Genomic DNA, 20,253 nt, shown 5'->3' with positions numbered 1-20,253 from the left:
CGCAAACCCTTCAGTCCAGCTAGAGTTCTGCCATGTCAATCGACAGCGGGAACTTCACGATCGATCTCCGCCGGGTGCGCCTGCTGCGCGAGGTCGACCAGCGCGGCACGGTGGCTGCCACCGCTGCCGCCCTGCACCTCACGCCGTCCGCCGTCTCGCAGCAGCTGGCCGGCCTGGCCCGCGACCTCGACGTCCCCCTCCTGGAGAAGCAGGGCCGCGGCGTCAGGCTGACGGGGCAGGCGCGGGTCCTGCTGCGCCACGCGGACGCGATGGCCGCCCAGCTGGAGCTCGCGCGCGCGGACCTGTCCGCGTTCGCCGACGGCACGGTCGGCGAGGTCCGCGTCGGCTCCCTGGCCACGGCCATCGCGGCCGTCGTCGCCCCGGCCCTGGGCCGGCTGCGCCGCGAGCGCCCGGGCCTGGAGGTGCTCGTGCGCGAGAAGGAGCCCGACGACGCCCTCGCGGGCCTGGACGCCGGCGAGCTGGACGTCGTGGTCGCGGTCGACACGCACGGCGCCCGGCGCCGCGACGACCCGCGCTACCACCGCGTCGACCTGCTCACCGACGTCCTCGACGCCCTGCTGCCCTCGGGGCACCCGAGCGCGCACCTGCCGGAGATCCCGCTGGAGGAGCTCGCGCACGAGGCGTGGGTCTCCTCCCCCGCGAGCGACGCGTGCGCCCAGATCACCTCGGGGGCGTGCGCCTCGGCGGGCTTCGCCCCCGACGTCCGCCACCACTGCCGGGAGTGGGACGCCGTCGCGGCCCTCGTCGCCGCCGGGGCGGGCGTCGCCCTGCTCCCCCGCCTCGCGCACCCGCTGCGACACACCGGCCTCGCCGTCGTCCCCCTCGCGGGGACGCCGGCCGCGCGCTCCATCTACGCCGTGACCCGCGCGGGCCGCGACGCCGACGCCCCGACGGCCGCCGTCCTCGGCGCCCTGCTGCGCGCCGCCGCCGACCGCCCGGACGCGGTGCCCGACCTGGTGGCCTGAACCGGCGGCTACGAGTGCGACGGCGCCGGCGGGACGTCCTCGAGCTCGAACGCCAGCTCGTCGGGGTAGCACCAGAACCACTCCTCGCCCGGCTCGAAGCTCCGGATGACCGGGTGGCTCGTCGAGGTGTTGTGGCCCGTCGCGTGCCTGCCCGGGGAGTTGTCGCAGCAGCCGACGTGGCCGCACTCCTGGCACATGCGCAGGTGGACCCAGCGGCCGCCCGTGGCCAGGCACTCCTCGCAGCCGTCGGTACCGGGGGCGAGGGTGACGTCGATCGTGTCGAGGTGCGTGCAGGTCATGGCGTCTCCTCCGGAGGGGTGGGGTGGTCGGTCACCGCAGGACCTGCTGCACCGGGAGCTCGACGGCGAACGTCGTCCCGGCCGGTCCGGTCGTGAACCCGATGCTGCCGTGGTGGCGGTCCTCCACGATGCGCCGGGAGCTGTCCAGGCCCAGGCCGGTGCCGGCCCCCGGACCCTTGGTCGTGAAGAACGCCTCGAACACCCGGGGCTGGGCCTCGGGTGGGATCCCCGGGCCGTCGTCGGCGATCTCGACGCGGACCCGGCCGGCCGCGTGCGAGGTGCGCAGCCGCACGGTGCCCGTGCCGCCCGTCGCGGCGGCCGCGTTGTCCAGGAGGTTCGTCCAGACCTGGTTCAGCTCGGCGCCGTAGGCGCTGACGCGCGGCAGGTCCGGGGCGAAGTCCCGCTGCACGGTGATGCCCCGCAGCTTGTGGGCCAGCATCCGCAGCGTGCTGTCCAGCCCCGCGTGCAGGTCGACGTCCTGCACGGCGGAGGAGTCGAGGTAGCTGTACTCCTTCACCGCGGCGACCAGGGCGGAGATGGCCTCGGTGGCGTCGCCGATCTCGCGGGCCAGCGACTCGGCCTCCACCACGGCGGCGAGCCACGCGAACGCCTCGGACCGGGCGGGGCCCGCGAGCCGCTGCAGCGCAGCGGAGACCCAGCCGGCGTCGAGGCCGGAACCCACGAGGGTGACGGCGACCTCGGGGGCGCCGTCGACGTCGGCGTCCTCCAGCAGGTCGGTGACCTCGTCCTCGGCGTCGGCGCGGTCCAGCGCCCCGAGCGCGGGCGCGGTGCAGGCGTGGGCGACGGCGTCCGCGCGCACCGCCTCGGCGCGGGCGAGGAAGTCCTCGTCGGCGCTGACGCGCGCGAAGGCCGCGGCGGACCCGGCCAGGGCCGCCAGCGGCTCCGAGAGCTGGGCCGCCGCCCGCACGGCCGCGGCGGCGGGGTTGTTCAGCTCGTGCGCGAGCCCCGCGGAGAGGGTTCCGAGCCGCGCCAGGTGCTCCCGCTGCCGGATCGTGGCCTCGGAGTTCTGCATCCCGATGAACAGCCCGTCGAGCAGGTGGACCGCCATGGGCATGGCGCCGCGCACGAACCGGGCGAAGTGCTCGGCGGGCAGCAGGTAGAAGCTCGAGGCGGACAGCGCCTTCATCGTGTTGGCGTAGGTGTGGTCCGCGTCGGTGACGAAGGCTCGGGTGGCGCCCGCGTAGGCGCCGCGGTGCGTGGAGGTCGAGAGCGACACCTGCTGGCCCGCCACCGACTTCAGCAGGCAGATCTCGCCCTCCAGCAGCAGGAACAGCCACTCGGCCGGGTCGCCCTCGCGGAACACCACCGCGTCCGCCGCGTAGGTGCGCCGTTCCCCGTTGCGGGACAGCCACTCCAGCTTGCTGTCCGAGAGGCTCTCGAACAGGAACAGCGACCGCAGCTCGGCCGCGGGGACGCGGGCCGCGTCCGGCGCCGCGGGAGGCAGCCCCGCGGCGTCGGCCCCGCTCGGGGGGTCGCGCCAGACGCCGGGCAGGGTCACAGGCCCTCCAGGTAGCGGTGCACGAAGCTCACGGCCAGCGCGCCCTCGCCGACCGCCGAGGCGACCCGCTTGATGGACGCGGCCCGGGCGTCGCCGGCGACGAAGACACCCGCGAGGCTGGACTCCAGGAGGTACGGGTCGCGGGTCACGCCCCACCCCGCGGGCGGGCGGCCGTCCGCGTCGAGCAGGTCGGGCCCCGTGCGCAGGAAACCCTTCTCGTCGCGCGCGAACGCCTCACCCAGCCACTCCGTGCGCGGGGCCGCGCCGATGAACACGAACAGCCACTCCGCGGGGACCGTCTCGTGCGTCGCGGCGGCCTTGTCCAGCAGGGTGAGGTGCTCCAGGTGCCCGTCGCCCGAGGCCCCGACGATCTCGGTGCACAGGCGGACGCGGATGTTCTCGGCCGCCTCGATCCGCGCGACGAGGTACTCGCTCATGCTGCGCCGCAGCGAGTCCCCGCGCACGAGCAGCACGACCTCGGAGGCGAACTTGGCGAAGTGCAGCGCGGCCTGCCCGGCGGAGTTCGCGGCCCCGACGACGTGGACGACCTGGTCGCGGCAGTTCACCGCCTCGTGCACGCCCGCGCCCTGGTAGACGCCGCGGCCGGCGAACTCGGCGAGGCCGGGCACGGCGAGCGCCGAGTAGGAGACGCCCGTCGCGAGCACCACGGCGTGGCAGGCCACCGACGTCCCGTCGGCGAGGGCGACGGTGCGCCCGTCGCCCGTGGCGTGGACGCCCGTGCACTCGGCCGTCGTGATGATCTCCACGCCGAACCGCGTGGCCTGGTCGCGGGCGCGCTGGGCGAGGTCCGCGCCGGAGACGCCGCGGGGGAAGCCGAGGTAGTTCTCGATGCGGCTGCTCTGCCCGGCCTGACCGCCCGTCGCGGAGCGCTCCACGAGCAGGGTGCGCAGCCCCTCGCTGGCGGCGTACACCGCGGCCCCGAGGCCGGCCGGCCCGCCACCGACGACGACCACGTCGTAGAACGGGCCGCCCGCGGTCGTCGCGATCCCGAGGCGCTCGGCCAGGGCGCGCGGGCGCGCGGCCGGCAGGGTCGTGCCGTCGGGCAGGAACGCGACCGGCAGCACCTCCGGCGTCCCGGCCAGCCCGCCGACCGCCAGCAGGCGGTGCCCCTCGGTCGAGCGGACGTCGACGTAGCGGTAGGGGATGCCGTTGCGGGCGAGGAACTCCTTGACGTCCTGGGTGTCCGCGGACCACTGGTGCCCGACGACGGAGAGGCGGGCGACGGGTGGGCGCACGTGCGCGGCCCAGTCGGCGAGGAGCTCGTCCAGGGGCGGGTAGAGGTTCTCCTCCGGCGGGTCCCACGGCTTGAGCAGGTACCGGTCGAGGTCGACGTCGTTGATGGCGCGGATCGCGGCGTCGGTGTCCGCGTAGGCCGTGAGCAGGACCCGCTTGGCGTCCGGGACGAGGTCCATGGCCTTCTCGAGGAACTCGACCCCGGTCATGACGGGCATCCGGTGGTCGGCCAGCAGCACCGCGACCTGCTGCCCCCGCAGGACGAGCTCCTGCAGCACCTCCAGGGCCTCGGGCCCCGAGTCGGCGCGCACGACGCGGTGCGTGCGGCCGTAGCGGCGGCGCAGGTCGCGCGCGACGGCCCGGGCCACGCCCGGGTCGTCGTCGACCGTGAGGATCACGGGCCGCGGCGCCTCGTCGCCGGCGCGGGGCGCGCGGGGCTCGGGCAGCGGCGCGGCGAGCGGGGGACGCCCGGCCGGCTGGGTGGGCGGGGCTCCGGTGGGGACGGACAACGGCGGCTCCTCGCTCTCGGCCGCGGGCGCGGACGTCGAGACAGTAACCGCCGGGCCGCGGCCCTGTCCCCACCCTCGGGCAACCCCCCGGACCGGCACCGGAGACGGGGCGACCCGGGCTCCGGGCGCGCGCGCCGGAGGCCCTGCCTACGCTCGGCCGGTGCCCGCCCGACGCCGTCACCGCCGGCCCCGCCCGGGCCCGGCGCCCGAGCGGGTGCGGCTGGATGCCCTCGACCTGGTGGCCGACCCGCCCGCGCGCCCCCTGCCGCACGGCGGTCTGCCCGACGTCGTCCACCGGCTCTGGCGCGCCCGCCGGCCCGGCCGCCCCGACGGGCGGCCGCTCACGCTCACCCACAGCCGGCCGGCCGGCGCCCCCTCCCCCGGGCCGGAGCAGCCGCCCTTCGCGTGGCCCGACGTCGTCGTGACCCTGCACCGCCACCTCCTGCTGCCCGGCCTCGGCCACCGCGCGGAGGTCGCCGCGATCGGCGCCACCGTCCGGCTGACGAGCCTCGACGGCGCCCCGGTCGCGCTGGGCGACCCGCTGGCCCGGTTGCGCGCGGCGACCGTGCTGCGCGGGCACCACGTCGACCTCGACCCCGCCGAGGTCCTGGCCTTCGCCCTGCTGCACGCGGACCTGCAGGAGTTCCTCGCCGCGCACCCGCCCGGGGGCGACCTCGACCTGCGCCTCGTGCTGGCCGCGGCGGGAGTCGGGCTCGGTGCGGCCGACGTCGCGGCGGCGCACGCCGCGGGCACCCTCACCCCCGACCGCATCGCGCTGCTCGGTGCGCTGCAGGGCACAGTGGGGTGGTGAGCCAGCAGCACACCGACACCTGCGACGCCCTCGGGATCGCCCTGCTCGCCAACGTCCCGGTCGTCCTGTGGGGGCCGCCCGGGCAGGGGAAGTCGTCGGTGGTGCGGGAGCTGGCCGACGGCATGGACGCCCACCTGGAGACGGTGATCGCCTCGATCCGCGAGCCCAGCGACTTCGCGGGGCTGCCGATCGTCGACAGCGCCACGGGGACCGCCGCGCTCGCGCCGCCGTCGTGGGCCGTGCGGCTGCGCGACGCCGTCGCCGGCGGCCGGGCGGGCATCCAGTTCTACGACGAGGTGTCCACGGCCCCGCCCGCGACGCAGGCCGCGCTGCTGCGCCCGATCCTCGAGGGTGTCGTCGGGGACCTGCGGCTGCCGGCGGAGGTCCGCACGGTCGCGGCCGCGAACCCGCCGGACGTGGCCGCCGACGGGTGGGACCTGGCGCCGCCCGTCGCGAACCGGTTCCTGCACCTGACGTGGAGCCTGGACGCCGAGACGGTGCGCGAGGGGTTCACGAGCGGCTGGCCGGCGGTGCGGGTGCCGCGGGCCGACGCGGCGGACGTCGCGGCGCGGCTGGAGCAGGTCACCACCCTCGTCGGGGTGTTCCTCGGCTCCAAGCCGGAACTCGTCACGCGGCTGCCGTCCTCCTCCGAGGAGGCCGGCCGGGCGTTCCCCACGCCCCGTTCGTGGGACATGGCGGCGCGGCTGCTCGCGCACGCGCAGGCCGCGGGCGCCAACGGGACCGTGGTCACCCTGCTCGTCGCGGGCACCGTCGGCGTCGCCGCGGCCGGGACGTTCCTGGCCTACGTGCGCGACCTCGACCTGCCCGACCCGGAGGAGCTCCTGCGCGACCCCGACGCGTGGGTCGTCGACCCCCGGCGCACGGACAAGACGTACGCCGTCGCGGCGTCGGTGTGGTCGGCGACCGCCGCGAACAACACCGTCGAGCGCTGGACCGCGTGCGGCCGGGTCCTCGCGAAGATCGCCGACGCCCGCAGCGCCGACATCGCGTTCTCCTACGGCCGCCGCTGGGCGCAGGACCGGCCCACGGGGGCCATGCCGACGCCGGACGTCGTCGCCTCCCTCGGCCCGATCCTCGCCGAGCTCGGCCTGCTGACCCGGGACGCGTGAACCCGCCGCGCGGGCGCCCGGCTGCAGCACCGGACGCGGACGCGTTGCAGGAGAGGGCGGCCCTGCGCCTGGCCGCCGGGCGCGCCCGGGCCGGTGAGCTCCTGCCGTACCTCGGCGACGCCCTGTACGCCGTGACGACCGTGCCCACGACGGCGATCCCCACGGTCGGCGTCGACCCGCGCTGGCGGATGTACTACAACCCCGAGTTCATCCTCACCCTCGACGTCGCCGAGGTCGTCGGCGTCTGGCTGCACGAGGTCGGGCACCCGCTGCGCCGCCACCACGAGCGGTTCGACGCCCTGGGCGAACCCCAGGGGCTGCACCCGCTGTTCAACCAGGCCGGCGACTGCGCGATCAACGACGACCTGCGCAGCGCGGGCGTCCGGCTGCCGGCCATCAAGGCGTGGTACCCGGAGCGGGTCCCCGGTGCCGCGGCCGGGATGACCGCCGAGCAGATCTACCGGCTGCTGGCCGACAGCCCCGCGGGCCGGCGGCTGGCGGCCCCGCCGCCGTCGATGCTGCTGCTGCCCGGGGCGGTCCGGCACGACCACGCCGTTCCCGCACGGGTCGTGGCGCACACGCGCGAGCCGTTCCTCACCGCCGGGGCGCGGCTCGCGGTGGGCGGTGCCCCCGTCCCCGTCGCCGTGCACGACGCCCGCACGGCCTCCTTCGACCTGGTCACGAGGCTGCCTCCCGGCGAGCACCCCGTGGAGCTCACCGACGCCGACGGCCGCGCGAGCGCCGTCCTGACGGTCACCGCCCCGACCATCACCCTGCGCCCGGACCACCTGCCGCGCCGCAGGAACGCGCACGAGAAGGTCGTCGTGGTGGGCCGGGGAACCCGGTTCTCGGCGGCGACGGTCGTCGACCTGCTCACCGCCGACGGCGGCGCCCTGGGCGCCGTCGCCGACGTCACCCCCGTCAGCGCCACGTTCCTCACGTTCTCCGTCGGCGCCGTTCCCGAGGGGACCCACCTCGTGCGGGTGCGCACCGGCGAGGAGGTCCTGCAGGCCGCGCTGCCCGTCGGCGTCCCCCACCTCGACCTCAGCCCGCAGCGCCTCCCCGGCGGGCACGCGGTCCCCGTTGCGCTGGCCGGGGTCGGCGACGACGTGCGGTTCGACGCCACGAGCACCGCGGAGCTGCTCGACCCCGCGGCCGGGCTGGAACCCGTCGCGGGAGCGCTGGGGCACCTGCGCGTCCTCGGCCCGCAGGTGGTGAACCTCGACGTCGCGCGGCCGCTCGCCGACGGCTCCTACCTCGTCGTCGTCACGACGGCCGGGGAGCAGGCGTCGGCCACCCTCGCCGTGGGCACCGACCGCAGCGCCGCCGGGCAGCCCCCGCCCCCGCCGGCCGGGTACGACGACTGCGGTTCCGGCGCGGGCGGTCCGCGCCGGGCGTGGGAGGGCGACGCGAGCGGCCGGGACGCGGCCGGGAACGACGACGGCAGCGTCGACGCCGGTCGTGCGGAGCTGCTGCGGCAGCAGACCGCGCGCAACGTGCTCGACCACGTCCGCAGCCGGGGTTCCGTGCCCGCGGGGTGGGAGCGGTGGGCGAGCGCGGTCCTCACTCCGGTCGTCGACTGGCGGCGGGAGCTCACGAGCCTGACCCGCCGGGTCAGCGCGTCCGTCGCCGGGGCGCGCGACTACTCCTACGCGCGGCCCTCGCGCCGCGCGGCCTCCACGCCGGGGGTGGTGCTGCCGGCGATGCGGCAGCCCCGTCCGCCCCGCGCCGCGATCGTCGTCGACACCTCCGGCTCGGTCACCGACGAGATGCTGGCGCGGGTGCACGCCGAGACGGCCGCGGTCCTGCGCCGCGTCCACGGCTCGGGCGTGCAGGTCATCGCCTGCGACGCCGCGGCGGGGCGGGCCCGGCTGGTGCGCCGCGTCCAGGACGTCGTGCTGACCGGCGGGGGCGGCACCGACCTGCGCGTGGGCTTCACCGCGGCCGCCGCGCTGCGCCCCTCCGTCGACCTGGTCCTCGTCGCCACCGACGGCGACACCCCGTGGCCCGAGCGCCCGCCGCCGGAGAACCCCGGCGCCACCTACGCCGTGCTGCTGCTCGACGGTGAGCGCGAGGGCGTCCCGCCGTGGTTGCGCACCATCACCGTCCCCCGCGACGCCGGCGACGCCTGAGCGCCGTCGCCGGTCGCGCGAAGGGGGGTCCGGCGTTCCCAGGGTGAACGGGCCGTGGCTGTCCCCGCCCGCGTGGGCGAAGCTGTTCCCGTCCCCGGGACGGGGGCGACGAGCACGGCGGAGGGAGGTGGTCCGGTGAGCGGCACCAGCGGCGGCGGTCTCGGGGAGTTCCTCCGGCTGCGGCGCGAGCGGCTGCGTCCCGAGGACGCCGGGCTGCCCGGCGGCGGCCGGCGCCGGACCCCGGGGTTGCGCCGGGAGGAGGTCGCGGCGCTGGCGGCCCTGTCGCCCGACTACTACTCGCGCCTGGAGCAGGGGCGGGTCACCACGGCGTCGGAGTCGGCCCTGGCGAGCCTCGCCCGGGCGCTGCGGCTGAGCGGGGACGAGCGCGACCACCTGTTCCTGCTCGCCGGCCTGCAGCCGCCCGCACCGCACTCGCCCCGGGCGCACGTCGACCCGGCCCTGACCTACCTGCTCGACGTCCTGCACGACACCCCCGCGCAGGTGGCCGACGACCTGCTGACCGTCATCGCCCAGAACCGCGCCGCGGAACTCCTCCTCGGCCGGTGGACGGGGCTGCCGGGGTGGGGGTCGAACGTCACCTGGCGCTGGTTCGCCGACCTCTCCTCGCGCGGCAGCAACGACCCGGCCGAGCACGAGCGGCTCGGCCGCACCTACGCCGCGGACCTGCGCGCGGGCCTCGCCCGGCGTCCCGCGACGGACCGCTACGGCTCCGGCCTGGTCGACGACCTGCTGCAGCGCAGCGCGGAGTTCCGCGCGGTGTGGGCCGAGCACGAGGTGGCCCCCGTGACGTCGTCGCCCAAGCGCCTGCTGCACTCGGTGACGGGCCCCCTGGACCTGCAGTGCGACGTCGTCGCCAGCCCCGCCTCCGGCCACCGGCTCGTCGTGTTCCGGCCGCAGGTGGGTTCCGGCGCGCGCGAGCAGCTGGAGTTCCTGACCGCCGTGGGGCAGCAGCCCGGGAACTGACCGGCCGATCACCACCACCCAGGCTTCCCGCCGTCCGCCCGGACGCGCGGTCCGCCGGCGCGCCCGCGCCGGTGCTCGTCATCCCCTGCGGCGCAGCCGCGGAGAACAGGGAGAACCCCGTGGACGTCACCTCCAGCACCGTCTTCATCCCCGGCGCCACCTCCGGCATCGGCCTCGGCCTGGCCCTGCGCCTGCAGGCCCGGGGCAGCACCGTCGTGGTCGGCGGCCGCCGGCGGGAACTACTCGAGCAGCTCGCGGTCACCCACCCCGGCCTCGGGACGGTCGTGATCGACACGACCGACGAGGCGTCCATCGCCGCGGCCGTGACCGAGCTCGCGCAGCGCCACCCGACGCTCGACACGCTCATCACCATGGCCGGGATCATGGAGCCCGAGGACCTGCTCGACCCGGCGTCGCTGGAGGTCGCGGAGCGCACCGTCGCCGTGAACCTGCTCGGCCCGATCCGGCTCGTGCACGCCTTCCTGCCCGGCCTGCTCGCGCAGCCGGCCGCGACGGTCATGACGGTGACGTCCGGGCTCGCCTACGTCCCCCTGCCCGCGACGCCCACCTACAGCGCGACGAAGGCGGCCATCCACTCCTGGACGGAGTCGCTGCGCGTCCAGCTCGCGGACACCCGCGTGCAGGTCGTCGAGCTCGTGCCGCCGGCGGTGCGCACGACGCTCATGGGCCAGCAGGAGGAGGAGAGCGCCATGCCGCTGGAGGAGTTCCTCGACGAGGTGGTGGGCCTGCTGCAGAGCGACCCGGGCGCCCAGCAGGTGCTGGTCCGGCGCGTCGGGTTCCTGCGCGACGCCGTCGCCGAGGGTCGCTACCCGGAGGTGCTGGCGGCCCTCAGCGGCCGCCACCGCTGACCCCGCCGCCCCGTGCACCGCTGCGGGGGCGGTGCTCAGAGGCGGACGGCGGTGCGCACCAGGTCGGCGACGGCCCGCGACCGGCTGTGCGGGGGCCAGGCGATCACCGTCGTGACGGCGGGCGCGTCCACGACCGGGACGGCGACAAGGCCCTCGCGCAGCTGCGCCCGGACGGACTCGGGGAGCACCACGAGCGTGCGGCCCAGGGAGACGAGCTGGAGCAGCTGGGTGTGGTCCAGGACCTCGGGGCCGGGTCCCGGCGGGTACGTGCCGTCCGGGAGGGGCCAGCGCGGCGGGGGCAGGTCGGGGACGTCCGTCAGGTCGGCGAGGTGCACGCTGGCGCGGAGGGTGAGCTCGTGCCCGGCAGGCAGGACCACGACCTGCCCCTCCGTGAGCAGCTCCTCGGTGTCCAGACCGGTCGTGTCGTCGAAGGGGCGGTGCAGGAGCGCCACGTCGGCCCGGCCGCTGCGCAGCAGCCGTCCCTGCTGCCCGGGACCGCAGAGCAGCACGTCGACGGGGACCGCCCCGGGCTCGGCCGCGAACGCGTCGAGCAGCTTGGCCAGCAGTTCGCCGGAGGCGCCGGCCTTGGTGGCCAGCACGACGGCGGGCCCACCGCCGGCGGTCGCGGCGGCGGCGCGGCGGGTGCGGTGCTCGGCGGCCTCGACCGCGTCCAGCGCGGCCCGGGCCTCGTGCAGCAGGACAGCGCCAGCGCCGGTCAGGCGCACCGAGCGGCTGGTGCGCTCGAGCAGGACGGCGCCCAGGCGGCGCTCCAGCTGGCTGATCGCCCGGGACAGCGGCGGCTGGGCGATGCCCAGACGCGTTGCGGCCCGGCCGAAGTGCAGCTCCTCGGCGACGGCGACGAAGTAGCGCAGCTCCCGGGTCTCCACGCGCCCAGGGTAGCCGGAGCACGGGCGGGACCGATGCCCTGGAGGTATCGGTCAGGACCCAGACGGTGTTGGACCGCTGCCCCCGCCGGCCCGCACCCTCGGAGCATGGACGAGAAGAGGACGGCCCTGGTCACCGGGGCGAACAAGGGCATCGGCTACGAGATCGCGGCGGGACTGGGTGCGCTGGGCTACCGCGTCGGGGTCGGCGCGCGGGACGAGGCGCGGCGCGAGGAGGCCGTCGCCGGGCTGCGCGAGGCGGGCGTCGACGCGTTCGGCGTCCCGATGGACGTCACCGACGACGCGAGCGTCACCGCGGCCGCGGAGCTGATCGCTGAGCGCTACGGCCGCCTCGACGCGCTGGTCAACAACGCCGGCATCACCGGTGGCCCTGCGCAGCAGCCGAGCACCGCGGACCTGGACGTCATCCGCACCGTCGTGGAGACCAACGTCATCGGCGTCGTCCGGGTCACCAACGCCCTGCTGCCGCTGCTGCGGCGCGCGCCGTCCCCGCGCATCGTGAACGTCTCCAGCGGCGTCGGCTCCCTGACCCGGCAGTCCGGCCCGGGCGGCGAGACCACCACCGGCCCCGTCGCCGTCGCCTACGCCCCGTCGAAGACGTTCCTCAACGCGGTCACGCTGCAGTACGTGAAGGAGCTGGCGGGGACGAACATCCTCATCAACTGCGCCTGCCCGGGTTTCGTGGCCACCGACCTCAACGGGTTCCGGGGCGTGCGCAGCCCGCAGCAGGGCGCGGCGACCGCGATCCGCCTGGCCACCCTGCCCGACGGCGGTCCGACGGGAGGGTTCTTCGAGGACGCCGGCGTCGTCCCGTGGTGACGCATCAGTACGGCGGCGGGTCGGTGCTCGTGTCGTAGGTGTGACCGGTGGGTGAGGTCCACCGCCAGCCGCGCGTGGGCAGGGGTGTGACCTGCCAGCGGGTGTGGGTCTTGAGGCGGTGGTGGTGCCGACACTCCGGGGCCAGGTTCTCGGCGGTGCTTTCCCCGCCTTGCGCGTAGGGGACGACGTGGTCGAGGTCGCAGTTCTGCGCCGGTCGGGTGCAGCCCGGGAAGATGCACGTCGAGTCTCGGGCTCGAACCCGGCGGGCAGTTGCCGCTGACGGCTTGTAAGTGCGGGTTCCGACGTCGAACACCGTCCCGACCGGGTAGGCGAGGATCCGCCGCCAGGTCCCGCAGGCGGCGAGGTCGCGGGCGACCTCCGCGGGAACGCTGAGCGCGAGAGTGGGGGTGACGACCTCGCCGGGTTCGTCGTCCAGGCCGAGCAGCGTGGTCGCGGCGACGGTGACGTGGACCTGCACGGACGGCGAGGTACCGCTGCCGGCGTGCAGGTCGAGCAGGGCGTCGACCCGGCGGGCGGCGTGGGAGCGACCGTCGGCGTCCACCCCGCGCGGGTTCTCGGGGTTGGTGGCGTCCGCGCAGCCCGTCAGGAACGCGTCGAGCCGCAACGCCTCGGCGAGTGGGAGCAGCCCGGTGAGGTGTGCCGTAACCCCGTCGTCGCAGGGCTCGATCCGCACGAACCGGGCCTCATCACGCGTGGCCTTCGTGCGACGGGTGTGCCCTGCGGCCAGCGACTGCAGCTTGCGGGTGAGGCGTCGGGTGAGCTGGGCGCGGCTGAGGCGGCTGACCCCGTCCAGGCAGCTCTTCTCCAGCTCCGCCCGCGCCACACGCAGGGCGTCACCGGAGTACAGGGGTTCACCTTCGTTGCCGCCGGGGGCCACGACAGGGGCGGTGAGCAGGGCAGCCGCGTCCTGCATCGCGGACACGTGGCCGTGGTGGACATCGCCGGCCGTGTAGGCGTCCAGGGTGGCCGGCAGGTCCTCGGTCAGGGTCTTGGCCTGGGTGATGCGGTGGTGGGCGGTGCCGTGCCCGATGCGCAACGCCGCGCAGAGTTCCGAGGCGAGGACCTGCTCTCCCGTGAGCCGAACCGCCTCGGCCGAACTGATGTCGGCGGCGGCCAGGCCGGAGTGCTCCGCGACCCGGCGCCGGCGCAGCTCCTCCACGGCGTGCAGACCGAGGGCGTCCATCCGGGAACGTTCGCGGTCGAGGGTGATCAGAAGGTCGACCAGCGCGGCGTCCCGAGCACCCGGGAGGGTGTCGGGTGCGGGCAGCGCGGCGGGGTCGAACACGTGTACGAGTCTACGGGAACCGCTGTCCCGCAACCAGAGTCACTTCCGTGACCACCCCTCACCCACCCTCCGTGATCTTGCAGGGATCACCTGCAAGATCACGGGATCAGGCGTGGATGACCTGCTCGCGGCGGTCCCAGCGCCACTCGACGTCGCCGAGCTGCGGGCGCGCGAGGCAGTCGCCGTCGTGGCCGGCGGGGAGGCGGCACTCGACGCGGAACCCGTCGACGCCGTCCTTGACGTCGCCGTCGAGCCAGGCCGCCTGCGAGCGCTGGACGCCGGAACCCTCCACCACGTCCGCCTGCACCCCCGGGGCGGGCAGCGCGTCGAAGGCGCGCAGGGTGCGCAGGGCCGCGACGACCTCGGCCACGTCCCCGCCCGGCACCTCGGGCACCCAGCGGGTGGAGCCGCAGACGGCACCGGTGGCGGACCCGTCGAAGACCACGGGGTGGCCGTCGGGGGCCTGGTGGGTGGCCGTCACGGTCGTCCCGGCCGCCCACCCGCCCCGCGCGGAGCGGACCAGGTCCTCGAAGGAGGAGCCCATGTCGAGCACCTCGCCGCGCCGCAGCTTGAGGTAGAAGCGCGGGTAGTCCGCAAAGCCCGCGACCTCCGCGGTCGGCGGCTCGGGGGCCCCGGCCGCCGCGATCCGCCGCTGCTGCCGGCTCCCCTGGTCGCCGACCGGGTCCCACCTGCGCATGTCCCCCAGGTTCTCACCCGTCCCGGCTGTCGGCGCCCGGCCCCCCGTGCCAGGGTCGCCCGCATGACGGCCGCGGACCTCGCGTCGAGCGCCGCCCGGTGGTTCCCGGCGGCCAGCTACGCCGCGCTCGCGGCGGTGTCCCTGACGCGGCCCGCGCTCGTGCCGGGCGTCTTCGGAGGCTCGGCGCCGACGGCCGCCGCGCGCACCGAGATCCGGGCCGTGTACGCCGGGACGTCGCTGGCCCTCGTGCGGGCGCTGCTCGCCCCGCCGCAGACCCCCGGCCGGGCGGGGGCGGTGCGGGTGGCGCGCGACGTGAACGCCGCGATGGCCCTGACCCGGCTGGCGTCCTGCGTCGCGCAGCGCCGGCTCCCCGGCCGGCCGGCCGCGGCCTTCCTGGCGCTGGAGGCCGCGCTCGCCGTGGCCCTGGCGGCCGAGCACCGCCGGGACCGCCCGGCCGGCTGAGGCCGCGTCAGGACGGCTGCAGCTCCGCGAGCGTCCGCAGCGACCGCGCCGTCCAGTCCGCCTCGACCGCGCAGGTGGCGGCGATCCCGGCGGGGTCCGTGCCCTGCAGCGGGACCCAGTGCTCCAGCACCTGGTGCACGCGCGCCGGGTCGGGGCGGACGACCGCCAGCAGGTCGGCGTAGTCGAGCTGCCCCTCCCCCAGCGGGCAGCTGGCCAGGGTGAACCCCGCCCAGCCGTCGCGCCGGGTGAAGCGGAAGTCCTTCACGTGCACGCACACGACGCGGTGGGCGAGCCGCCGCACCACGTCGCGCGGGTGCTCCAGCGCCGCGACGCAGTTGGCCGGGTCCAGGACGATCCCCAGGTTCGGGGAGTCGACGCGCTCGACGAGCGCCAGCAGGTCCGCGGTGGAGACCTGCTCGTAGGTCTCCAGGCCCAGCACCACCCCCGCGGCCTCGTAGGCGGGCAGCACGGCGCGCAACCGCCGCTCCGACTCCGCCGGGTCCGGCCGGTCGCCGACCGCGAACACCATCGAGCGCACCGTGCGCGCCCCGAGGGCCCGGGCGTGGGACAGGTGCGCCAGCAGGTGCTCCTCGCCCGTGCCGCGGGTCCCCGTCTCCAGGACGGTCCCGCCCACGGCCGCCGCCGCGCGCAGGGCCAGCGCGAGCTCCGGGGTCAGCGCCTCCAGGTCGGGGTGGTCGCAGATCTGAAAGACCTCGCCCCCGAGCGCCTGGGTGTCCGCCAGCATCTCCGGCAGCGACATCGGCCGCGCGGCCGCGGGCGACCAGCGGTGGCTGTAGGCGTAGGTGGAGATCCCGATGGCCACGTCGACCTGCCTCTCCCGGCGTCCCCGCCGTCCGCCGGGAGCCCGAGCGGGCTCCCGGTACCTCTGGTGGAGTCTCGCGCCTCAGAGGCGGGCGAAGACGCCGAACTCGGCGGCGTTCTCCGGGGTCACGAGCTCGCAGTCGATGGACTGCTTCTCGGGCTGGCCCGTCTTCCCGGTCGTGATGAAGGCGTGCGCCTGCTCGACCGCGGTCTGCGCCCCGAGCGCCGCCGGCTGCAGCGCGGTCGCGGACATCTCCCCCGCCTTGATGGCGGCGATCGCGTCGGGGCTGCCGTCGAAGCCGACGACCTTCACCCCGGTCTTGCCCGCGGCCTTCAGGGCGGCGACCGCGCCGAGGGCCATCGTGTCGTTGCCCGCGATGACGCCGACGATGTCGGGGTAGCGCTGGATGAGGGTCTCCATCTTGGTGAACCCCTCCTGCTGCTCCCAGTTCGCCGTCTCCGCGGCGACCTTCACCATGTCGGGGTACTGCCCGATGACGTCGGCGAAGCCCTTGGAGCGCACACCCGCGTTGGTGTCGGACTCCTTGCCGGTCAGCTCGACGTAGTTCCCCTTGCCGCCCGTGGCCTCCACGAACGCCTGCCCGGCCAGCTGCGCGCCCTGGGAGTTGTTGGAGACGATCTGCGACACGGCGATGCCGGCCTCGTTGATCTCGCGGTCGATGAGGAACACCGGGACGCCGGCGTCCTTCGCCTTCTGCACCGGCCCGATCGAGGCGTCCGCGCCGGCGTTGTCCAGGACGATCGCGACCGCGCCGCGGGAGATCGCCGTGTCGATGAGCTCGCTCTGCTTGTTCGGGTCGTCGTCGTGGGAGCTGATCGACGTCTCGTAGCCGAGCTCCTTCGCCTTCGTCGCCGCGGCGTCGCCCTCGGCCTTGAAGAACGGGTTGTCCGGCGACGGCGTGATGATGGCGATGAGGCCACCCGCCTTCCCCGAGCTGCTGCTGCTGCTGCCTCCGGCCGCGGCCGTGGTCGGCTCCTCGGAGTCGCTGCCGCAAGCACTCAGCCCGGCGGTGGTCAGGCCCGCGAGCGCGAGGCCCAGGACGCCGCGGCGCGAGGTCAGGGTGCGGGGGGTGAGGTTGCGGGGGGTGCGGTGGGGAGCGGTCATGGGGGACCTCCGGTGGTGTCGTCGTCGACGGGTGGGGTTGGTGCGGAAGGGGGTCAGGCGGTGGGGGCGGGCGTGAGCGGTGCCGCGGCGCGCACGACGGCGCTGGCGGCGGACCGGCGGCGCTGCAGGCGCTGCTGGCCCTGGTCGAGGGCGACCGCGAGGACGATCACGGCGCCCTTGATGAAGATCTGCCAGAACGTGGAGACGCCCAGCAGGACGAGGCCGTCGGCGAGGAACCCGATGACGAAGGCGCCGACGAGGGTTCCGCGGACGTTCCCGCGGCCGCCCGAGAGGGCCGCGCCGCCGATGACGACCGCGGCGATCGCGTTCAGCTCGTAGGACTCCCCCGCCTGCGGGGCCGCGGAGGTGAGCTCGGAGGCGATGATGAGGCCGGCCATCGCGGCGCAGGCGCCGGAGATGACGTAGACCAGCGTCTTGACCCGCACGACGGGAACCCCGGACAGCTCTGCGGCCCGCTCGTTGCCGCCCGTGGCGTAGAGCCAGCGGCCGAACGGCGCCCGGGCCAGCAGCACCGCGACGGCGACGGTGAGGACGATCATGATCCAGATGGACGTGGGCAGCCCCAGCGGGCGGCCGCTGCCCAGCCAGGAGAACCCGGTGTTGCCGAGGGTGGGTTCACCGGCCAGCTTCGGGTAGGTCTCGCCGCCGGAGATGATGAGGGCCGTGCCCCGGGCGACGTAGAGCATGCCCAGCGTCGCGATGAACGGGGCGACCCGCAGGCGCGTCACGAGCAGCCCGTTGATCGTGCCGACCACGCCGCCGACCGCGACGGCGATGATGACGACGACCCACACCGGCGGGTAGAGGACGACCCCGAGGACGTCGATCCGCAGGCCCCGCAGCAGCTCTCCGGCCACGACGCCCGAGAGCCCGACGATGGAGCCGACCGACAGGTCGATGCCGCCCTTGAGGATGACGAGCAGCATGCCCAGCGCCAGGACGGCGTTGATGGCCACGTGGCGGGTCATGGTGATGAGGTTCGAGCCGGTGAGGAAGCTGTCGGAGAGGATGCCGAACACGACCACGAGGACCGCGAGGGCGATGAACGCCCGCGCCTCGAAGGCCACGTCCAGCACCCGCAGGCGCCGTTCCCGGGCCAGCGCGGCCCGGGCCTCGGCCGCCGGCACCGCCTCGTGCGGGATCCCCGGCGCGGGGTGGCGTTCGCTGGTGGTCATGAGGTCGCTCCTGGGGTGGTGGTCGTCGGGGCGCCGTCGCTGACGCTCATCAGCTGCTCGCGGGTCAGCTCGCCGCGGCGGAACTCCCCGACCAGCCGGCCGCGGGCCAGGACGAGCAGGCGGTCGGGGACGTGCAGCGCCTCCTCGGCCTCGGAGGTGGTGAACAGCACCGCGAGGCCGTGCTCGGCCTGGCGGGCCATGAGGTCGAAGACGTCGGCCTTCGCGCCGACGTCGACACCCCGGGAGGGTTCGTCCAGCAGCAGCAGGCGAGGTTGCGTCATCAGCGCCTTGCCGATGACGACCTTCTGCTGGTTGCCGCCGCTGAGGGAGCCGATGGGGGCGTCGGCCGAGGCGGTCTTGACGGTCACGTCGGTGACCATCTGCGCGACCTGCGCGCGCTCGCGCGGCGGGGACAGCAGCAGGCGGCGCGTGAGCCCGGCGATGCTGGCCAGGGAGAGGTTGCGCCCCACGCTCATCGACTGCACGAGGCCGTCGCGCTGGCGGTCCTCGGGGACGAGGACGACGCCCTGGTCGATGCGGTCGGCGATGCTGCCGCGCAGCTCCTCCCCGTCCAGCAGGACCTGCCCGCTGCCGACGGGGTTGCGCCCCGCGACGGTCTCGAGCAGCTCGGTGCGCCCGGCGCCCATCAGCCCGTAGAGGCCGACGATCTCCCCCGCGCGCACCTGCAGGCTGACGTCGTCCACGGCCAGGCGCTCGGGGCTGCGCGGGTCGACGACGACGAGGTCGCGGACGTCCAGCAGCACGTCGCCGAGCGTCGGGTGGCGCGGCGGGAACAGGGAGTCGGACTCGCGGCCGACCATCTGGCGCACGATCCAGGCCACGTCGACGTCGCGGGCGCCCGCCTGGGCGACGAGCGCGCCGTCGCGCAGGACGACCACGTCGTCGGCGATCTCGAGGGCCTCGTCGAGGTGGTGGGAGATGTAGACGACCGCGACGCCGGAGGCGCTGAGGTCGCGCACGACGGCGAACAGCACGTCCACCTCGGTGGCGCTGAGCGCCGAGGTCGGCTCGTCCATGATCAGCACGCGGGCGTCCTGGAGCAGGGCCCGGGCGATCTCGACGAGCTGCTGCTGGCCGAGGCGGAGGTCGCCGACCGGGGTCGCCGGGTCGAGGTCCTCCTCCAGGCGCAGCATGACCTCGCGGGCGGCCCGCTGCTGGGCACGGCGGTCGACGCCGCCCGTGCGGGTCCGGCGTTCGCGGGCCAGGAACAGGTTGTCGGCGATGCTGAGGTTCGGGCAGAGGCTGAGCTCCTGGTGGATGATCGAGATGCCCGCGTCCGCGGCCTCGCGCGCCGAGCCGAAGCGCCGCTCCTCGCCGTCCAGCAGGACCCGGCCCGTGGTGGGCGTCTCGATCCCCGCGAGGATCTTCATGAGCGTGGACTTGCCGGCGCCGTTCTCCCCGAACAGGGCGGTGACGCGGCCCGCGAGGACGTCGAGGCTCACGCCCCGCAGGGCGCGGGTGCCGCCGAACACCTTGGTGACGTCGACGGCGGAGAGCACCGGGACCCGCTGCGCCGCAGCGGTGCGGGCGGTCACGGGGCCACCACCAGCTGCACGGGCGTGATGGCGAGGCTCGCGGGCGTCAGCAGGGACACGGCCCCGACGACGCTGACCTGGCGGCCCGCGAGCGCCGCCGCGTCCACGCCGGCCAGGACGGCGGTGCGGACCTGGTCGTTCAGGGCGGTCCCCGCGTCGGCGTAGTCGACCTGGTTGGTGAACTGCCCGAACGCGATGGTCCCGGTCGCGTCGCGCACCGCGGTCCCGGTGATCGCCGGCCCGGTCTGCACGCGCACCGTGGTGCCGGCGGGCAGGCCCGGGACGTCGAGGGTGAGGAACGTGCCCTTGACCTCGCCGGCCGTCCCGGTGGTCTTGACCGGGTAGGTGAAGGGGCTCGTGGCCCCGGTCTGGTGGCCGTAGCGCTCCCCGGCGGCCTGCGGGTCCGCGGCCACCTCACCCAGGAGCTGCGCCAGGTCCACGGCGGAGGTGGTGATGGCCTCGGCCTGCCCCGGGTAGGTCTTCGCCGCCCACGCCTGCGGGTCGAACGTGGCGGCCGCGGCCTGCTGCTCGGCGGCCTCCGTGGAGCGCACCTGGGTGCTCGCGGCCATGGCCGCGAGGAGCGCCACCACGGCGACGGCGGTGACGACGCGGCGGCGGCGGCCGGTGCGGCGACCGCGCGGGAGGCGCTGCGCGGCAGCGGGAGTGCGGGGGGTGGCGGCGGGGGTGCTCGGGTGGACATCCGTCATGGAGACCTCGATCTGCGGCCACGACGACGTGGCGGGAGCGGTGAACGCTGCGGAGCGTGCTGCAGCGATCAGACCAGCCCGGCTCGACCCTTGTCAACCGGTTGACCGGATGTCGGCGGAGGGCCCTAAGCTGGCTCCACCCGCGACGACCAGCGGGGCCGCGC

The 20,253-nt window shown here is 75.8% G+C and carries 19 protein-coding genes; 8 read left to right on the top strand and 11 right to left on the bottom strand.

All coding sequences use genetic code 11. The features are described 5' to 3' along the window. Window positions 1–32: 32 nt before the first annotated feature. Window positions 33–986, top strand: a complete 954-nt coding sequence (locus tag F1544_RS10515) for a LysR family transcriptional regulator (RefSeq protein WP_167585017.1) — start codon at window positions 33–35, stop codon at window positions 984–986. An 8-nt stretch (window positions 987–994) separates the two neighbouring features. On the opposite strand, the gene F1544_RS10510 is transcribed toward F1544_RS10515, so the two are convergent. From F1544_RS10510 to F1544_RS10500, 3 genes are read right to left on the bottom strand one after another with little or no spacing between them, the layout of a single operon-like run. Further along, the gene (locus F1544_RS10510; protein WP_167585015.1) at window positions 995–1,285 is read right to left on the bottom strand and encodes a UBP-type zinc finger domain-containing protein; all 291 of its coding nucleotides are present in this window, start codon (window positions 1,283–1,285) and stop codon (window positions 995–997) included. 31 nt (window positions 1,286–1,316) lie between these two features. After that, on the bottom strand, window positions 1,317–2,804 hold the full coding sequence (locus F1544_RS10505; RefSeq protein WP_167585013.1) for an ATP-binding protein: 1,488 nt from the start codon (window positions 2,802–2,804) through the stop codon (window positions 1,317–1,319). Beyond that, on the bottom strand, window positions 2,801–4,504 hold the full coding sequence (locus tag F1544_RS10500) for an FAD-dependent oxidoreductase (protein ID WP_167585032.1): 1,704 nt from the start codon (window positions 4,502–4,504) through the stop codon (window positions 2,801–2,803). The genes F1544_RS10505 and F1544_RS10500 overlap by 4 nt, the downstream gene beginning before the upstream one ends. Window positions 4,505–4,727: 223 nt before the next feature. Here F1544_RS10500 and F1544_RS26295 point away from each other — a divergent pair, with 223 nt between their 5' ends. The 5 genes from F1544_RS26295 to F1544_RS10475 all read left to right on the top strand — a co-directional run bounded on the left by F1544_RS26295 (window position 4,728) and on the right by F1544_RS10475 (window position 10,493). After that, window positions 4,728–5,378 carry a hypothetical protein gene (locus F1544_RS26295; RefSeq protein ID WP_167585011.1) on the top strand — a complete coding sequence of 217 codons (651 nt, stop codon included), beginning with the start codon at window positions 4,728–4,730 and terminating at the stop codon, window positions 5,376–5,378. Then, window positions 5,375–6,508, top strand: coding sequence for an AAA family ATPase (locus tag F1544_RS26290; protein WP_167585009.1), 1,134 nt, complete (start codon window positions 5,375–5,377; stop codon window positions 6,506–6,508). The genes F1544_RS26295 and F1544_RS26290 overlap by 4 nt, the downstream gene beginning before the upstream one ends. Beyond that, the gene (locus F1544_RS10485; protein WP_167585007.1) at window positions 6,505–8,640 is read left to right on the top strand and encodes a DUF2201 family putative metallopeptidase; all 2,136 of its coding nucleotides are present in this window, start codon (window positions 6,505–6,507) and stop codon (window positions 8,638–8,640) included. The genes F1544_RS26290 and F1544_RS10485 overlap by 4 nt, the downstream gene beginning before the upstream one ends. A 135-nt stretch (window positions 8,641–8,775) precedes the next feature. After that, the gene (locus F1544_RS10480; RefSeq protein WP_167585005.1) at window positions 8,776–9,624 is read left to right on the top strand and encodes a helix-turn-helix transcriptional regulator; all 849 of its coding nucleotides are present in this window, start codon (window positions 8,776–8,778) and stop codon (window positions 9,622–9,624) included. A 119-nt stretch (window positions 9,625–9,743) separates the two neighbouring features. Beyond that, window positions 9,744–10,493: an SDR family oxidoreductase gene (locus F1544_RS10475; protein WP_167585003.1), complete on the top strand. Its 750-nt coding sequence runs from the start codon at window positions 9,744–9,746 to the stop codon at window positions 10,491–10,493. A gap of 35 nt (window positions 10,494–10,528) precedes the next feature. Here F1544_RS10475 and F1544_RS25345 read toward each other — a convergent pair whose 3' ends face one another. After that, window positions 10,529–11,380 (bottom strand): LysR family transcriptional regulator, encoded by an 852-nt coding sequence (locus F1544_RS25345; RefSeq protein WP_167585001.1) that lies wholly within the window; start codon window positions 11,378–11,380, stop codon window positions 10,529–10,531. A gap of 105 nt (window positions 11,381–11,485) precedes the next feature. On the opposite strand from F1544_RS25345, the gene F1544_RS10465 reads away from it, so the two are divergent. Then, on the top strand, window positions 11,486–12,217 hold the full coding sequence (locus tag F1544_RS10465; protein ID WP_167584999.1) for an SDR family oxidoreductase: 732 nt from the start codon (window positions 11,486–11,488) through the stop codon (window positions 12,215–12,217). A gap of 4 nt (window positions 12,218–12,221) precedes the next feature. Here the strand turns inward: F1544_RS10465 and F1544_RS10460 are convergent, their stop codons facing one another. Both F1544_RS10460 and F1544_RS10455 read right to left on the bottom strand, forming a co-directional pair. After that, complete coding sequence (locus F1544_RS10460; RefSeq protein ID WP_167584997.1) at window positions 12,222–13,523, bottom strand: HNH endonuclease signature motif containing protein; 1,302 nt, start codon at window positions 13,521–13,523, stop codon at window positions 12,222–12,224. Between the two features lie 106 nt (window positions 13,524–13,629). Continuing rightward, entirely contained in the window at window positions 13,630–14,220 is a 591-nt protein-coding gene (locus tag F1544_RS10455) for a hypothetical protein (protein WP_167584995.1), read from the bottom strand. A gap of 63 nt (window positions 14,221–14,283) precedes the next feature. On the opposite strand from F1544_RS10455, the gene F1544_RS10450 reads away from it, so the two are divergent. Continuing rightward, a complete protein-coding gene (locus F1544_RS10450; protein ID WP_167584993.1) occupies window positions 14,284–14,682 on the top strand; it encodes a DUF4345 family protein in 399 nt (132 codons plus the stop codon). Window positions 14,683–14,689: 7 nt separating this feature from the next. Here F1544_RS10450 and F1544_RS10445 read toward each other — a convergent pair whose 3' ends face one another. The 5 genes from F1544_RS10445 to F1544_RS10425 all read right to left on the bottom strand — a co-directional run bounded on the left by F1544_RS10445 (window position 14,690) and on the right by F1544_RS10425 (window position 20,089). After that, the gene (locus F1544_RS10445) at window positions 14,690–15,505 is read right to left on the bottom strand and encodes a sugar phosphate isomerase/epimerase family protein (RefSeq protein ID WP_167584991.1); all 816 of its coding nucleotides are present in this window, start codon (window positions 15,503–15,505) and stop codon (window positions 14,690–14,692) included. Between the two features lie 81 nt (window positions 15,506–15,586). After that, window positions 15,587–16,630 (bottom strand): D-ribose ABC transporter substrate-binding protein, encoded by a 1,044-nt coding sequence (locus tag F1544_RS10440; RefSeq protein ID WP_167584989.1) that lies wholly within the window; start codon window positions 16,628–16,630, stop codon window positions 15,587–15,589. A 53-nt stretch (window positions 16,631–16,683) separates the two neighbouring features. Next, window positions 16,684–17,826, bottom strand: coding sequence for an ABC transporter permease (locus tag F1544_RS10435; protein WP_167584987.1), 1,143 nt, complete (start codon window positions 17,824–17,826; stop codon window positions 16,684–16,686). After that, a complete protein-coding gene (locus tag F1544_RS10430; RefSeq protein ID WP_167584985.1) occupies window positions 17,823–19,382 on the bottom strand; it encodes a sugar ABC transporter ATP-binding protein in 1,560 nt (519 codons plus the stop codon). The genes F1544_RS10435 and F1544_RS10430 overlap by 4 nt, the downstream gene beginning before the upstream one ends. Further along, window positions 19,379–20,089: a DUF2291 family protein gene (locus tag F1544_RS10425; RefSeq protein ID WP_167584983.1), complete on the bottom strand. Its 711-nt coding sequence runs from the start codon at window positions 20,087–20,089 to the stop codon at window positions 19,379–19,381. The genes F1544_RS10430 and F1544_RS10425 overlap by 4 nt, the downstream gene beginning before the upstream one ends. Between the last annotated feature and the right edge of the window lie 164 nt (window positions 20,090–20,253).

The organism is Kineococcus rubinsiae (genome assembly GCF_011839805.1).
GTDB lineage: Bacteria > Actinomycetota > Actinomycetes > Actinomycetales > Kineococcaceae > Kineococcus > Kineococcus rubinsiae.
Note: the sequence above shows the minus strand (reverse complement) of the source record. Positions and strands in the feature narration are given on the sequence as shown.

Coding starts and splice junctions, on each gene's coding strand:
- F1544_RS10515 (WP_167585017.1), top strand. CDS start 33: ATGTCAATCGACAGCGGGAACTTCACGATCGATCTCCGCCGGGTGCGC.
- F1544_RS10510 (WP_167585015.1), bottom strand. CDS start 1,285: ATGACCTGCACGCACCTCGACACGATCGACGTCACCCTCGCCCCCGGT.
- F1544_RS10465 (WP_167584999.1), top strand. CDS start 11,486: ATGGACGAGAAGAGGACGGCCCTGGTCACCGGGGCGAACAAGGGCATC.
- F1544_RS10455 (WP_167584995.1), bottom strand. CDS start 14,220: ATGCGCAGGTGGGACCCGGTCGGCGACCAGGGGAGCCGGCAGCAGCGG.
- F1544_RS10450 (WP_167584993.1), top strand. CDS start 14,284: ATGACGGCCGCGGACCTCGCGTCGAGCGCCGCCCGGTGGTTCCCGGCG.
- F1544_RS10440 (WP_167584989.1), bottom strand. CDS start 16,630: ATGACCGCTCCCCACCGCACCCCCCGCAACCTCACCCCCCGCACCCTG.
- F1544_RS10435 (WP_167584987.1), bottom strand. CDS start 17,826: ATGACCACCAGCGAACGCCACCCCGCGCCGGGGATCCCGCACGAGGCG.
- F1544_RS10425 (WP_167584983.1), bottom strand. CDS start 20,089: ATGACGGATGTCCACCCGAGCACCCCCGCCGCCACCCCCCGCACTCCC.